We start from the raw sequence: 13,618 nt of genomic DNA, 5'->3' as shown, positions 1-13,618 counted from the left end.
GCGGTCCGGCATCCCGGGTGCCGGCCTGCTGACGCTGCACATCCGTCGCCGACCGGCGTCGATTCGGTTGCGTGGCCCCTTCCACCTGCGGCGCTGACCGGGTCGGCGTCCCGTGCCGCGCAGACGCGACTTGATCGATCCCGACAGTGTCGTCACGCGTAGTTAACATTGGATGTATGGCTTGGTCAAGATAGGACGTACGGGCATTCCCCGGTTTGCACAATCCGGTGTGGAGCGCGCTTGGAGGGTCTAATCGGCACATAGACGGGCTTGTGCGCGTGTCGATGGACTGATAGACATCCGATGTATGACGCGGGGAGATGTCAACGAGGTAAAGGAACGCTTGCCGTGAAGCTGTTACGGGTCGGTCCACCCGGCGGCGAACGCCCCGCCGTGCTCGTCGATGACGGCACGATCCTCGACCTCTCCGGTTCAGTCACGGATTTCGACGGCGACTTTCTCGCTGCCGGCGGTATCAATCACGTACGCGGGCTGCTCGAACTGCGGCAGCCGCCGCTGCGCGGGCGCGGGCTGCGGCTCGGCCCACCGCTGCACCGCCCCGGAAAGATCGTCTGCGTCGGGCTGAACTACCACGACCATGCCCGGGAGACCGGCGCCACTCCACCCACCGAACCGGTCCTCTTCCTCAAGGCGCCCGACACCATCGTCGGCGCCTGCGACGAGGTGCTGGTGCCGCATGGCGGCGAGAAGACCGACTGGGAGGTCGAGCTGGCCGTGGTGATCGGCAAGACCGCCCGGTACCTCTCCTCGGCCGAGCAGGCGATGGAGTGCGTGGCCGGCTACGCCATCTCGCACGACGTCTCCGAGCGCGCGTTCCAGCTGGAACGTGGCGGCCAGTGGGACAAGGGCAAGTCCTGCGAGACCTTCAACCCGTTCGGGCCGTGGCTGGTCACCGCGGACGAGATCCCCGACCCGGGGCAGTTGGGGTTGCGCCTCTGGGTCAACGGCACGCTGCGGCAGAACGGCAACACGAAGGACATGATCTTTGATGTGCCGGAGATCATCCGGTACGTCAGCCAGTTCATGACGCTCTACCCGGGCGACATCGTCAACACCGGCACCCCGGCCGGGGTCGCGCTGGGGATGCCGGACCCGAAGCCGTACCTGCGCCCGGGTGACGTGGTCGAACTGGAGATCGACGGACTCGGTCGCCAGCGGCAACGAGTGGGGGTCGCGTGGTGAGCAGCCGATTCGTCGCCCTGGACACGTACGACATCCGGTTTCCCACCTCGCGCGAGCTGGACGGCTCGGACGCGATGAACCCGGACCCCGACTACTCGGCCGCGTACGTCGTGCTGCGCACCGACGCACCGGACGACCACGAGGGCCACGGCTTCGCCTTCACCATCGGCCGGGGCAACGAGGTGCAGGAGGCGGCAATCGCCGCGCTCCGCCCGTACCTGGTCGGTCGCCTGGTCAAGGATGTGCTGGACGACCTCGGTGGGCTCTGGCGCGAGCTGGTGCACGACTCGCAACTGCGCTGGCTCGGCCCGGAGAAGGGCGTCATGCACATGGCGATCTCCGCCGTGGTGAACGCGCTCTGGGACCTCAAGGCGAAGCGCGCCGGCATGCCGCTCTGGCAACTGCTCGCCTCGATGACGCCGGAAGACCTCGTCGCCCTGGTCGACTTCCGCTACCTGACCGACGCGCTCACCCCGGAGGAGGCGCTGGTCATCCTGCGCGCCGGGGCACAGGGGCGCGACGAACGAGTCGCCCGGCTGCTGGCCGAGGGCTACCCCGCCTACACCACCTCGCCCGGCTGGCTCGGGTACGACGACGACAAGCTGCGCCGGCTCTGCCGCGAGGCGATCGACGACGGGTTCACCCAGATCAAGCTCAAGGTCGGTGCCGACCTCGAAGACGACATCCGGCGGATGCGGATCGCCCGCCAGACCTGCGGACCGGAGATCCGGATCGCGGTCGACGCCAACCAGCGCTGGGACGTCGATGCCGCGGTGACCTGGGTGCGCGCGCTCGCGGAGTTCTCACCCTGGTGGGTCGAGGAACCGACCAGTCCGGATGACGTACTCGGGCACGCGGCGATCGCCCGACGGATCGCGCCGATCCCGGTGGCGACCGGTGAGCACGTGCAGAACCGGGTGATGTTCAAGCAGTTGCTCCAGCTCGACGCGGTCGCGTTCGTGCAGCTCGACGCGGCCCGGGTGGCCGGGGTCAACGAGAACATCGCGATCCTGTTGCTCGCGGCGAAGTTCGGCATCCCGGTCTGTCCACACGCGGGCGGCGTGGGCCTCTGCGAACTGGTACAACATCTGTCGATGTTCGACTATGTGGCGGTCTCCGGGACCATGGAGAACCGGATCATCGAGTACGTCGACCACCTGCACGAACACTTCGCCGATCCGGTACGCGTGCAAGACGGCCGTTACCTCGCTCCGACCACCGCCGGCTTCAGCTCCACCATGCGACCGGAAAGTCTCGCCGACCACCGCTATCCGGACGGTCCGGTGTGGCGTACGGAGCCGTCATGAGCGGCTCCGACCAGACCCATCCCTGAGTTGATCAAAATGCGACACCTGTCACCACGGTAAGCACCCTGTCACCACGGTAAGACCAGCGCATCCCCACCCGCGTTTCCGTCCCGACAGTGAGGATCACCATGGAACTGACCAGGCGCGCCGCGGTCACCGCGGCGTTGGTCGTCACCTTTGCCCTGACCGCCTCCGGCTGCGGCGACTCCGGCACCGGCTCGTCCGGCGGCGCGGGCGGCGACAAGCCGCCGATCGCGGTCGACCTGCCCCGAGCGGACTCCGACTTCTGGAACTCCTACGCGAAGTACGTGCCGCAGTTCGCGCAGGAGGAGGGCATCAACCTGATGGCCCCGACCAACTCGCAGAACGACATCGCCAAGTTGGTGGCGAACGCGCAGGCGCTGACCAGCCAGGGTGCCAAGGCGATCGTGATGGCGCCACAGGACACCGGCGCGATCGCCACCACGCTCACCCAACTCGAACAGAAGAAGATCCCGGTGGTGTCGGTCGACACCCGCCCCGACAAGGGCAAGGTCTTCATGGTGGTCCGCGCGGACAATCGGGCGTACGGGCAGAAGGCGTGCGAGTTCCTCGGCGAGAAGCTCGGCGGCACCGGCAAGGTGATCGAATTCCAGGGCTCGCTCGCCTCGGTCAACGGCCGGGACCGTTCGGAGGCGTTCGCCGAGTGCATGAAGGCCAAGTTCCCGCAGATCACCATCTTCGAGGAGCCGACCGAGTGGGAGGGCGCGAAGGCCTCCGCCGCACTGCAGACCCGGCTCGCCCAGCACCCCGACATCAAGGGCGTCTACATGCAGGCCGGCGGGGTCTTCCTCGCCCCGACCCTGCAACTGCTGCGGTCGAAGAACCTGCTGGTGCCGCCGAGCGACCCCAAGCACATTTTCATCGTCTCCAATGACGGCATCCCGCAGGAGTTCGAGGCGATCCGCAAGGGCGAGATCGACGCCACCGTCTCGCAGCCGGCCGACCTCTACGCCAAGTACGCGCTCTTCTACGCCAAGGCCGCGGTCGAGGGCAAGACCTTCGCCCCGGGCCCGACCGACCACGACAGCACCATCGTCGACGTGGGCAACGGCCAGCTTGAGGACCAGCTTCCGGCGCCGCTGGTCACCGCGGCCAACGTCGACGACGCCGGGCTGTGGGGCAACCAGGTCAAGAAGTGATGTCCTCACCCACCGATCCGTTCAGTGCGCAGACCGTGCCCGGGGCCGCTTCCGCCCCGGGCACGGGCGCGGCGCCCGGCATCGCCGTCGAGGCGACCGGCGTCAGTAAACGCTTCGGCGCCACCACGGCGCTCGCCGAGGTCGGTATCTCCATCGTCACCGGGGAGACCCACGCCCTGGTCGGGCGCAACGGTGCCGGCAAGTCCACCCTGGTGTCGATCCTGACCGGGCTGCAACGTCCGGACAGTGGCGAGGTCCGCTTCGGTGGTGAGCCGGCACCGCCACTCGGCGACCGGAACGGCTGGCGCCGCCGGGTGGCCTGCGTCTACCAGAAGTCCACCATCATCCCGACGCTGAGCGTGGCCGAGAACCTCTTCCTCAACCGGCAGACCGAACGTGGGCCGATCTCGTGGCGCAAACTCCGCCGCCGCGCCGGTGACCTGCTGGAGGAGTTCGGCCTCGCGGTCGACCCGGGCGGGCTCGCCGGGGACCTGAACGTCGAAGAGCGGCAACTGGTGGAGATCGCCCGGGCGCTCTCCACCGGTGCCCGGTTCATCGTCCTCGACGAACCGACCGCCCAACTGGACGGGATCGCCATCGAGCGGCTCTTCGAACGGCTGCGCGGCCTCGCCTCGGCCGGGGTGACGCTCCTTTTCATCTCGCACCACCTGCAGGAGGTCTACCAGGTCTGTGACACGGTGACCGTGCTGCGCGACGCCCGCTGGGTGCTCACCCGCCCGGTCGCCGAACTGCCCCGAGGGGAACTCGTCGAGGCGATGACCGGTGAGGCGGTCGGCCTCACCACCGGCAACGAACGGCCGCCGCCGCCGCCGCCGGCGGACGCGCCGGTGGTGCTGCGTACCGACGGGTTGCGGCTGGCCGACGCCTTCCACGACGTCACCCTCGCGGTACGTGCCGGCGAGCTGGTCGGCGTGACCGGCTCCGGCAGCAGCGGCAAGGTGTCGCTCGCCGAGAGCATCAGCGGGCTGCGCCGGGCGGACGCGGGCACCGTCCGGGTCGGCGACCGGGTCGTACCGCCGGGCAGCGTGCCCGGCGCGCTCGCCGCCGGGATCGGCACGGTCCCCCAGGATCGGCACCGCGAGGGGCTGATCCCGCTGCTCTCCATCGCGGAGAACGCCACCCTGCCGATCTCCGACCGGTTCGGTCCGGCCGGGGTGATCGTGCCGAGGCGCCGCGACGCCGCCGCCAGCCAGATGATCGAACGGTACGACATCCTGGCACCGGGCCCCGACGCGCCGGTGAACAGCCTCTCCGGTGGTAATGCCCAGAAGGTGGTGCTGGCGCGGGCGCTTTCCACCGATCCCCGCGTGCTGGTGCTGATCAATCCGACCGCAGGGGTGGACGTGCGGTCCAAGGAGTCACTGCTCGGCGCGGTACGCGACGCGGCCGACGCCGGCACGGCGGTGCTGATGATCTCCGACGAACTCGACGACCTGCGGGGCTGCGACCGGGTCCTGGTGATGTTCCACGGTCAGGTGACGCGGGAGCTCGCACCCGGCTGGGCGGACGCGGACGTCGTCGCCGCTGTGGAGGGAGTGGCCGCACGGGAGTCGGCGGCCCCGGAAGGAGCCGAACAATGACCGGAACCACCACCATCACCACCACCGGGGCGCCGCCGGTGGTCGCCGGACGCCGGTTGCGCCTGGCCCGCCTGCGCGACCTCGCACTGGTACCCGCGATCCTGGTGCTGATCCTGGTCGGGGCGCTGGTCGACCCGGTCTTCCTGAGCACCGCCAACATCACCAACGTGTTGCAGCAGCAGACCGAGTTGTCGCTGCTCGTCCTCGCCGAGGCGATCATCCTGATCGGCGGCAAGTTCGACCTCTCGCTGGAGTCGACTGTCGGCCTGGCGCCGGCGCTCGCCGTCGCGCTGGTCATCCCGGCCGCCAGCAACGGCCTCGGTACGGACTGGCCGACCACCCTGGCCATCCCGATCTGCCTGCTGATCGGGCTACTGGTGGGCGCCTTCAACGGGATGCTGATCCTGCGGCTCGGGCTTTCCGCGTTCATCGTGACACTCGGCATGCTGATCGTCCTGCGTGGTCTGCAGATCGGCATCACCGGCGGGCAGAACCTGTTCGAACTGCCGCCCTCGGTGCTCTACCTCGGCAACGCGCTCTGGCTGGGCCTGCCGGCGTCGATCTGGCTCTGCGGTGTGCTTTTCGCCGTCGGCATCGCCGTACTCGGCTTCTTCCGCCAGGGAAGGTCGATCTACGCCATCGGTGGCAACGCCGACGCCGCGCGGGCGGCCGGTATCCGTACCGACCGGGTGGTGTTCATCGTGTTCATGATCGCTGGTGTGCTCGCCGCCCTGGCCGGTCTGTTGATGACCGGTCGGCTCGGCTCGGTCGCCGCGGCCCAGGGACAGGGCATGATCTTCACCGTCTTCGCGGCGGCGGTGATCGGCGGGGTGAGCATGGACGGTGGCAAGGGCACCCTCTTCGGTGCCCTGTGCGGCGTGATCGTGCTCGGCCTGATCAACAACATTCTGACCCTCGCCGGTGTCTCCGCGCAGTGGATCCAGGCCATCTACGGTCTGATCATCCTGGTCGCGTTGCTACTGGCCCGGCTCACCACCGGCAAGGCACAGGACTGAACGACCGGCGGCCGCGGTTCCCGTCACCGGTACGGGTCCGTGGCCGCCGGCCCGGCCGACGCCCCCGTACGGAGCCGGCGCAGCACCGGCCGCAGCCAGCCCCCGCCGACCAGGGAGAGCAGCAGGATCGCGGTTGCCACCAGCGTGATGCTCGCTCCCGCGGCCACGTCGTACGCGCTCGACACGAGCAGGCCGGCGACACCACTGACCGCGCCGAAGAACATCGCCAGCGCGGTGATCACTCCGATCCGGTCCGACCACGCCCGCCCGGCGGCGGCCGGCGCGACCACCAGGGCCAGCGTCAGGATGGTGCCGACGACCGGAACCACCGCCACGATCACCAACTCGATTCCGACCAGCAGCACCAGGTCGACCAGTCCGGGACGGTATCCGGCGGCGTGGGCGCCGACCCGGTCGAAGCCGACGAAGAGCAACTGCCGCGCCCCGAGGGTCGAGACCAGTCCGACCAGACCGAGCACGGCGGCGATCACCACCAGGTCCCCGGTGGACACCGTCAGGATCGAACCGACCAGGAAGGACGAGAGGTCCCGGCTGAATCCGTTCTGGGTGGCGACCAGCCCGACGCCGAGGGCGAAGCCGGCGGAGAGGATGACACCGGTCGCCGCCGCCGCGTCCTGCCCACGGACCCGGGTCAGCGCCGCCACCGCGATCGCCACGAGCAGGCCGGCGAGCGCCCCACCGAGGTAGATGTTGATCCCGATGATGCTGGCCGCGACCACACCCGGGAAGGTCGCGTGACTCATCGCCATCGTGAAGAAGGAAAGCCGGCGCAGCACCACCTGCACGCCGACCAGCGCGGCCAGCATGCCGACCAGCACCGCCGCCACCAGGGCCCGGTGGAAGACGTCGTCCCACCAGCTCATCGCCGCCTCCCCTCGGCGGGTGTCGGATGGGGGAGCCGCGCCGTCCGGCGTCGGGCCCGCGCGGCGCGCAGCGCGCCAACCGGCAGCGCCAGCAGATAGGCCGCCACCAGTGCCAGCACCACCGCCGATGCGGAGGTGAGCCGCAGGCCGAAGTCGACCGAGGCGGTCCAACTGGCGAGCAGGCCAAGGTAGCCCGCGACCAGGGTGACACCGGTTCCGATCACCGCCATCACCGACAACCGGTCGGTGAGCAGACGTGCGGTCGCCGCCGGCACCAGCAGCAGGGCGACCACCAGTACGGTGCCGACGGCGCGGACCGCGGCGACCACGACCAGGGCGACGACGACGTTGAGCCAGGCGTCGAGCCAGCCGATCCGGTAGCCGGCGGCGGTGGCCCCGACCGGGTCGAAGGCGCGGAACACGAACATCCGGGCGCTGACCGCGAGTACGCCCAGCACGACGATCGCCAGCAGGCCGGTCTGTAACAACTGAGGTTCGCTGACGGTGAGCACTCGGCCGAAGAGGAAGGAGGTCAGGTCGGCGGTGTACGAGGAACGCCGGGAGACCAGGATCACGCCGATGGAGAACATCGCGGTCAGCATGACCGCGATGGCAGCATCCTCGCTCAGCCGCCCGTGCCGGGTGAGCAGGCTCAGCGCGACCGCGGTGACCAGGCCGGCGACGAGCGCACCACCGAAGATGCCCTCGACCCCGCCAGCGAGGTAGCCGACGACCACCCCCGGGAAGACGGTGTGGGTGAGCGCGTCGGCGACGAAGGAGAGCCGTCGGACGAAGACCAGGACACTGACCGGTCCGCACATCAGGGCCAGCAGCGCCAACTCCGCCAGCGCCCGGGCCATGAACGGCGGCGCGAACGGGTCGATCAGCAGACCGCCCATCAGGGCTCGACCAGCACGGTGCCGCCGCCGGGCAACTCGACCGCCTGACTGCCGTACGTCTGACGCAGCAGCGCGGGGGAGAGTGTCCGCTCGGCCGGACCGAACGCGTACTGGCGACCGTTGAGTAGGCAGACGGTGTCGCAGAGGTCCCGGGCGATGCTCAGGTCGTGGGTGCTGACCACCAGCGCGGTGCCCTCGGACCGCAGCTCCGCCAGCACCCGCACGATCTCCTCCTGGCTCGGTGCGTCGAGGCCGTTGAAGGGTTCGTCGAGCAGCAGCAGCCGAGGCTGCGCCGCGATCGCCCGGGCCAGCAGTACGCGTTGCCGCTGACCACCGGAGAGGAGCCCGAACCGGTCCCGCGCGCGGTCGGCCAGTCCGACCCGGGCCAGCGCCTCGGCGGCGATCCGCCGGTCGGTCCGGCCCGGGGGCCGGAGCCAGCCGCTGTGCCGGTAGCGCCCCATCAGCACCACCTGTCCGGCGGCGACCGGGAAGTCGGCGTCGAGGCTGTCGACCTGCGGGACGTACGCGGCCAGCCCGCGCGAGCCGGCCGGCGGGCGCCCCAGGATCGTCAGCGATCCGTCGAGCAGTTGCGCCATGCCGAGAACGGCCTTGATCAGCGTCGACTTGCCGGCGCCGTTCGGCCCGACCAGCGCCAGCGCCTGGCCCGGTTCGACCCGCAGGTCCACGCCGTGCAACACGGTCCGACCGGCGTAGCCGACGCTGGCCCGCGAGAAGCGCAGGGCAGCGTCGGCGGCCGGTGCCGGGGCGGATGCCTCAGCCACCCAGGGCTTCCACGATCGTGTCGGTGTTGTGCTCCTCCGCGCCGATGTACGTGCCCTGCGGCGTCCCCTCGGTGCCGAGACTGTCGCCGTACAGCGCGTCCTCGCCACCGATCACCATCACCCCGGCCTGCTGGGCGATCGTCTCGGCGCTCTTCGGCGGCAGCGAACTCTCGCTGAAGATCGCCTTGGTGCCGGTTGCCTTGATCTTCGCGACCAGGTCGGTGAGCTGGGACGCGGAGAGTTCCGCCGAGGTGTCCATGCTCGGGATGACCGACCCGACGAACTCCAGTTGATAGCGGTCGACGTAGTACCCGAACGCGTCGTGATTGGTCACCAGTTTGCGCTGACCGGCCGGAAGGGCAGCGAACTTCCTGACGTTCTCCGCATCGAGTGCGTCAAGTTTCGCCGCGTAGTCCTGGTAATTCTTCTGGTACGCCGCCGCGTGTGCGGAATCGGCGGAGACGAGAGCCTTCTCTATATTCTCGGCCATGATTTTGGCGTTGCGCGGATCGTGCCAGATATGCGGGTCGCCCGCGGCCATCTCCTCGTCGTCGGGATCACCCTTGCGCAGGTTCACACCCTGGCTGGTGTCGACGACAGCGCCCTTGAAACCGGCCGAGGTGATCGTCTGGTCCAGCCACTTCTCCAGCCCGACACCGTTCTTGACCACCAGCGACGCGGTGCTGATGGCCTGGATGTCGGCGGGGGTGGGCTCGTACTCGTGCGGGTCGACGTTGGGCTTGATGAGCTGGGTCACCCGTACCCCGCTCCCGCCGACGTTCCGGACGAAGTCCGCCACCTCCGGTGTCGTCGCCACCACCGGCAACTGCCCGCCATTCGCGGACGATCCGGCCGTACCGTCGCTGTTTCCGGTTTCCGTGGAGCCGCACGCGGATACGGCGTATACGGTCGCGAGCGCGACTGCCGCCCGTACCGCCCAGGATGCTGACGCTCTCAACAATGCCTCCTTCGTAATTGAACTCCGGAGACGCTAGCCCTCCTCATTTCCTATCGTCTAATGGAGTCATTAGCACGAGAGCATGTGTCATTCGACGAGCGGACGCCGGCCGGGAAGGAAATGGCGGTGGTCCGGCACGCAGACGGCGACGCCGCGAGGAGTGATCCTCGCGGCGTCGCCGTGGGTACGTCTCCACCCGCTCCGATCGGAGCGGGTGGCCCCCGGTCAGACCGGCGTCGCCGCCGACCGGTGCTGCTCGGTGGTGTCCGCCTCGATCCGCTCCGCGTCGCGGTTGGCCCGGTACTGCTTGATCGAGTACGCGAGTGCCGCCGCCCAGATCAGGTAGATGACGGCGTAGACGGCGTACCGGACGCTGTCCGAGGCGTCGATCCAGTCGCTGCGCAGCAGCGAGCGGCTGTTGGTCAGGATGATGACCCCGCCGACCGCGGAGCCGAGGATCCGTGGCGGGATGTGCCGGACCAGCCAGGCGGCGATCGGCGCGGCGATGACGCCGCCGATCAGCAGTGCGGCCACCCAGGCGAAGTCGATGTTCTCGCTGCCGATGCCGATGAGGAAGCCGAGGCTGGCCGCGATGGCGACCAGGAACTCGCTGGTGTCGATCGAACCGATCACCTTGCGCGGCTCCATCCGACCACTGGCGAGGATCGCCGGGGTGCCGACCGGGCCCCAGCCGCCGCCACCGGTGGCGTCGACAAAACCGGCGACCAGGCCGAGCGGGCCGAGGAAGCGCTTGCGCAGCGGCAGGCCGAGGCGGTCGCGGGGGATACCGAAGGCGGTGAAGCGGACCAGGATGTAGATGCCGAGCGCGAGCAGGATGAGCGCCATCACCGGCGCGGCGACCTCGGTGGAGAGACCGGAGAGAAAGGTTGCCCCGGCGAACGCGCCGATGGCGCCCGGTATACCGATCTTGGCTACGACCTTCCAGTCGACGTTGCCGAACTTCCAGTGCGAGGCGCCGGAGGCGAGCGTGGTGCCGATTTCGGCCAGGTGCACGGTGGCGGACGCGGCGGCCGGGTTGGTGCCGATGGCCAGTAGCAGCGTGGTGGAGGTGACGCCGTAGGCCATGCCGAGGCTGCCATCCACCAACTGGGCACCGAGGCCCACCAAGGCGAGGAGGAGGAGTTTGCGCACGGTGGTTCCTTTCCCTGAATCAGTCGCCGGCGTTGGTACGTGGGGGTTCGGCGTGAGGGCAGGAGACGAGGCGGTGCTGTTCCCTACTTAAGTGATAGGGATTGTGCGCTACTCGGATGGTGGGGTCAAGAGTTCTCACCCGGGTGGAGAGCCACCCTCGGTCGACAGGCCGCGGGCGCGGAGCCGCTCGGCCGGAGGCGGCTCGCCCGGACAGCCCTCGACAGGGCGCGGGACAGAAGGCGGCAACCATCCCCGGCCGTGCGCGGGTCGCGTAGCGGGAGGGGGAACGGGACGCGCAGGGCGTACCCGGAGGTCGAGCTGGCGGCGGGGGGAGCCGGCGGCTACCGGGCGGACGTGCCGGCCGGCGGCGTGGTGTTCAGATTCTGCAGCCGCACCTGACCACGGGCGACCAGCCGGTCGTCGGCGTCGGTGATGACGACCTGCCAGAGCTGCTGGCTGCGGCCCTGGTGCACCGGGGTCGCCACCGCGGTCAGTTCACCGTCGCGCACCGCGCGCAGGAAGTCGGTCTGGTTCGAGACCCCGACCACCTGACCCCGGTCGCCCCACCAGAGGGCACCACCGATGCTCCCGGCTGACTCGACCACCGAGCTGTAGACCCCGCCGTGCTGGATTCCGTACGGCTGGTGCAGCTCTGGTCGGCAGTCCCACCTGATCACCACGCGCTCGGCGGTTGCCTCGTCCAGCCGCAGTCCCAGCAGACCCGTGAAACCACCGGTCAGTTCAGGTAGTTCCACGGCTGCTCCTCCTCGACCGGGCTGTCGCCCGCGGTGGTGATCATCCGCCGACTCCTTACCCGCCTGGTAAACCGGGTAGGGGCCACCAGCGGGGATGGGGGAGAATCCCTACCGTGACCGATAGCAGCACCGTGACCGAGAGCAGCGAGACACCCACCGGACCAACCGGACCGGGACCGCTGATGGATGACCTGCAGTGGCGGGGCCTGATCCAGGACGCCACCGGGCTGGAGGAACTGCGGGCGCAGTTCGCCGCCGGGCCGGTGACGTTCTATGTCGGCTTCGATCCGACCGCGCCGAGCCTGCACATCGGAAACCTGATGCAGATCACCACCGCGCGCCGGCTGCAACTGGCCGGAAACCGGCCATTGCTGCTGGTGGGGGGCGCGACCGGACAGATCGGTGACCCCAAGGAGAGCGCGGAGCGGTCACTCAATCCGCCAGAGGTTGTCGCCGGATGGGTGGAGCGCATCCGCCAACAGCTGTCCCCCTTTGTCAGCTACACCGGCGACAACGCCGCCCAGCTGGTCAACAACCTGGACTGGACCGGCGCCATGTCGGTGGTCGAATTTCTCCGCGACGTCGGCAAGCACTTCCCGATCAACAAGATGCTCGCCCGGGAGGTCGTGCGCGCACGGCTGGAGAGCGGGATCAGCTACACCGAGTTCAGCTACCAGCTGCTGCAGTCGCACGACTACTACGAGCTGCACCAGCGGTACGGGTGCCAGTTGCAGTTCGGCGGATCCGACCAGTGGGGCAACATCACCGCCGGGGTCGACTACATCCGGCGCCGCGGTGCCGGCCCGGCGCACGCGTTCGTCACCCCGCTGGTCACCAAATCCGACGGTACGAAGTTCGGTAAGAGCGAGAGCGGCACCGTCTGGCTCGACCCCTCGATGACCAGTCCGTACGCCTTCTACCAGTTCTGGATCAACTCGGACGACCGGGACATCAGCCGCTACCTGCGGTACTTCAGCTTCCGCTCGCACGCTGAGATCGAGGAGTTGGAGCGCGCCACGGCAGAGCGACCGGCGGCCCGGTTGGCGCAGCGCGCCCTGGCTGAGGAACTCACCACCCTGGTGCACGGGGAGGAGGAGACCCGCCAGGCCATTGCGGCGAGTCAGGCGCTGTTCGGGCGCGGTTCGTTGGACGAACTCGCCCCGCAGACGCTGGAGGCCGCGCTCACGGAGGCCGGACTGGTACGCCTCGCGGAGTTGCCGACGGTTGCCGTGCTGCTCAAGGAGGCCGGGTTAGTGGCGAGCTTGAACGAGGCGCGCCGGGCGATCACCGAGGGTGGCGCGTACGTCAACAACGAGCGCGTGTCGGATGTGGACGCCACGGTGTCGCCACAGGCGTTGCTCCACGGCCGATTCCTCGTACTGCGCCGGGGCAAGCGCACCTTCGCCGGTGTGGAGCTGGCCGGCTAGTCACGTGTGACGCGGAACGCGCCCGGCGGATTTGACGATCAATCCGCCGGGCGCGTAACTTTCTCTCTGCCCGCAGGGGAACGGACGGAAACGGTGCGAACAACACCGGAAGGCCGGATCTGCGGGACAACCTCCAGGCTCTCCGGCGGGTAACCGCCGGGAGGAGACTGGCCGGGCGGAGCGACACGGACGATCTGCTGGTGGGGTCGATTTGGTGTCGCGGGTCTGACCGGGTATGGTTACAGGTCGGCAGGGAACCGGACGACGTGCGGGTGAATCCGCAGACAGGACGGCCTGCAAATCCCTCAGGAACTTCTACGGCAGATCACCTGCCGTGACTTTCCATGGGATTGAGTAGGACAAACCGGGAAACGCCGGTTTGACTCGGCGGAAACGACCGGGTAGCGTAGTTAAAGCGCCGGGCGGGAACGCCGGGTGTGAATGGAAGTGGGA

General features: G+C 69.1%; 12 protein-coding genes. 6 read left to right on the top strand and 6 right to left on the bottom strand.

Features of this window, described 5'->3' with window-relative positions; translation table 11 throughout:
• Window positions 1-348: 348 nt before the first annotated feature.
• From ACIBF5_RS23345 to ACIBF5_RS23325, 5 genes are all read left to right on the top strand, one after another.
• Complete coding sequence (locus ACIBF5_RS23345; RefSeq protein ID WP_396814958.1) at window positions 349-1,203, top strand: fumarylacetoacetate hydrolase family protein; 855 nt, start codon at window positions 349-351, stop codon at window positions 1,201-1,203.
• The gene (locus ACIBF5_RS23340; protein ID WP_396814956.1) at window positions 1,200-2,510 is read left to right on the top strand and encodes an L-fuconate dehydratase; all 1,311 of its coding nucleotides are present in this window, start codon (window positions 1,200-1,202) and stop codon (window positions 2,508-2,510) included. The genes ACIBF5_RS23345 and ACIBF5_RS23340 overlap by 4 nt, the downstream gene beginning before the upstream one ends.
• Window positions 2,511-2,638: 128 nt before the next feature.
• Window positions 2,639-3,691 (top strand): sugar ABC transporter substrate-binding protein, encoded by a 1,053-nt coding sequence (locus tag ACIBF5_RS23335; protein ID WP_396814954.1) that lies wholly within the window; start codon window positions 2,639-2,641, stop codon window positions 3,689-3,691.
• Window positions 3,691-5,292: a sugar ABC transporter ATP-binding protein gene (locus ACIBF5_RS23330; RefSeq protein ID WP_396814952.1), complete on the top strand. Its 1,602-nt coding sequence runs from the start codon at window positions 3,691-3,693 to the stop codon at window positions 5,290-5,292. Before ACIBF5_RS23335 ends, ACIBF5_RS23330 begins: the two co-directional genes overlap by 1 nt.
• Window positions 5,289-6,308, top strand: coding sequence for an ABC transporter permease (locus tag ACIBF5_RS23325; protein WP_396814950.1), 1,020 nt, complete (start codon window positions 5,289-5,291; stop codon window positions 6,306-6,308). The genes ACIBF5_RS23330 and ACIBF5_RS23325 overlap by 4 nt, the downstream gene beginning before the upstream one ends.
• A gap of 23 nt (window positions 6,309-6,331) precedes the next feature.
• On the opposite strand, the gene ACIBF5_RS23320 is transcribed toward ACIBF5_RS23325, so the two are convergent.
• From ACIBF5_RS23320 to ACIBF5_RS23295, 6 genes are all read right to left on the bottom strand, one after another.
• Complete coding sequence (locus ACIBF5_RS23320) at window positions 6,332-7,192, bottom strand: metal ABC transporter permease (protein ID WP_396814948.1); 861 nt, start codon at window positions 7,190-7,192, stop codon at window positions 6,332-6,334.
• Complete coding sequence (locus tag ACIBF5_RS23315) at window positions 7,189-8,091, bottom strand: metal ABC transporter permease (RefSeq protein WP_396814946.1); 903 nt, start codon at window positions 8,089-8,091, stop codon at window positions 7,189-7,191. The genes ACIBF5_RS23320 and ACIBF5_RS23315 overlap by 4 nt, the downstream gene beginning before the upstream one ends.
• Window positions 8,091-8,873: a metal ABC transporter ATP-binding protein gene (locus ACIBF5_RS23310; protein ID WP_396814944.1), complete on the bottom strand. Its 783-nt coding sequence runs from the start codon at window positions 8,871-8,873 to the stop codon at window positions 8,091-8,093. The genes ACIBF5_RS23315 and ACIBF5_RS23310 overlap by 1 nt, the downstream gene beginning before the upstream one ends.
• A complete protein-coding gene (locus ACIBF5_RS23305) occupies window positions 8,866-9,831 on the bottom strand; it encodes a metal ABC transporter substrate-binding protein (RefSeq protein WP_396814942.1) in 966 nt (321 codons plus the stop codon). Before ACIBF5_RS23305 ends, ACIBF5_RS23310 begins: the two co-directional genes overlap by 8 nt.
• A 225-nt stretch (window positions 9,832-10,056) precedes the next feature.
• Window positions 10,057-10,983, bottom strand: coding sequence for a sulfite exporter TauE/SafE family protein (locus ACIBF5_RS23300; protein ID WP_396814940.1), 927 nt, complete (start codon window positions 10,981-10,983; stop codon window positions 10,057-10,059).
• 341 nt (window positions 10,984-11,324) lie between these two features.
• Entirely contained in the window at window positions 11,325-11,738 is a 414-nt protein-coding gene (locus ACIBF5_RS23295; protein ID WP_396814938.1) for a PaaI family thioesterase, read from the bottom strand.
• Window positions 11,739-11,920: 182 nt separating this feature from the next.
• On the opposite strand from ACIBF5_RS23295, the gene tyrS reads away from it, so the two are divergent.
• Entirely contained in the window at window positions 11,921-13,165 is a 1,245-nt protein-coding gene (gene tyrS / locus ACIBF5_RS23290; RefSeq protein ID WP_396815116.1) for a tyrosine--tRNA ligase, read from the top strand.
• Window positions 13,166-13,618: the final 453 nt, after the last annotated feature.

This window comes from Micromonospora sp. NPDC050417 (assembly GCF_044458865.1).
Lineage (GTDB): Bacteria > Actinomycetota > Actinomycetes > Mycobacteriales > Micromonosporaceae > Micromonospora_G.
This window is presented reverse-complemented; position numbering and strand designations above follow the sequence as displayed.

Excerpts from the sequence above, each read along its gene's own strand:
- ACIBF5_RS23320 (WP_396814948.1), bottom strand. The coding sequence starts at position 7,192 with ATGAGCTGGTGGGACGACGTCTTCCACCGGGCCCTGGTGGCGGCGGTG.
- ACIBF5_RS23325 (WP_396814950.1), top strand. The coding sequence starts at position 5,289 with ATGACCGGAACCACCACCATCACCACCACCGGGGCGCCGCCGGTGGTC.
- ACIBF5_RS23315 (WP_396814946.1), bottom strand. The coding sequence starts at position 8,091 with ATGGGCGGTCTGCTGATCGACCCGTTCGCGCCGCCGTTCATGGCCCGG.
- ACIBF5_RS23330 (WP_396814952.1), top strand. The coding sequence starts at position 3,691 with ATGTCCTCACCCACCGATCCGTTCAGTGCGCAGACCGTGCCCGGGGCC.
- ACIBF5_RS23335 (WP_396814954.1), top strand. The coding sequence starts at position 2,639 with ATGGAACTGACCAGGCGCGCCGCGGTCACCGCGGCGTTGGTCGTCACC.
- tyrS (WP_396815116.1), top strand. The coding sequence starts at position 11,921 with ATGGATGACCTGCAGTGGCGGGGCCTGATCCAGGACGCCACCGGGCTG.